Raw genomic sequence first — 579 nt, forward strand, 5'->3', positions numbered from 1 at the left:
CCACCTCGGCCCTGTCGTTTGCCTCGCAGGGCGACCAGCAGGTCCTGCAGTTCCTGCGCTGATATCGCAGACGAACCAGAAAAGACCTCCAACACCTCGAAGGGCGGCCCGCGGGCCGCCCTTTTTTCGTCTGTCCGGGACACTGGCGGCGGTCACCGGGCGTTAGGGAAAACGGCGCGTTGCCGGACATGGTGAATCATCGATTGTCGTATGCGTTTTTTTAACGATGTCGGGCGCAGGATCACTTCGCCTTCGAGGATCTGAAGGCCCTCCCAGGATGTGGAGGCGTATCGACCATCCCCTCAGGAGCAGGGGTCCCTAGGAGAGGGCAAGTTTCATGTCTGACATCACCATCTCGCGCGGCGTGCGCTCGAACCTGCTCGCACTGCAGAACATCGCGTCCAACCGCGAAGTCATTCAGGGCCGCCTCGCTACCGGCAAGAAGGTCAACTCGGCTCTCGACAATCCGACGAACTTCTTCACCGCCTCCGCGCTCAACTCGCGTGCCAACGACCTCAGCTCCCTGCTGGACTCCATGTCCAACGGCATCAAGACGCTGGAGGCGGCTGACAACGGCCT

Annotated in this window: 1 protein-coding gene; it reads left to right on the forward strand. The window is 61.5% G+C overall.

Annotation, left to right across the window (positions count from 1 at the left end):
• Nucleotides 1-337 precede the first annotated feature (337 nt).
• Nucleotides 338-579 (forward strand): flagellin N-terminal helical domain-containing protein (locus ACTIFS_RS21750; RefSeq protein WP_439576212.1); only part of this gene is annotated, 242 nt, incomplete at its 3' end.

Origin of the sequence: Phreatobacter sp., assembly GCF_051860605.1 — a bacterium.
In the GTDB taxonomy this organism is placed as follows: Bacteria; Pseudomonadota; Alphaproteobacteria; order Rhizobiales; family Phreatobacteraceae; genus Phreatobacter.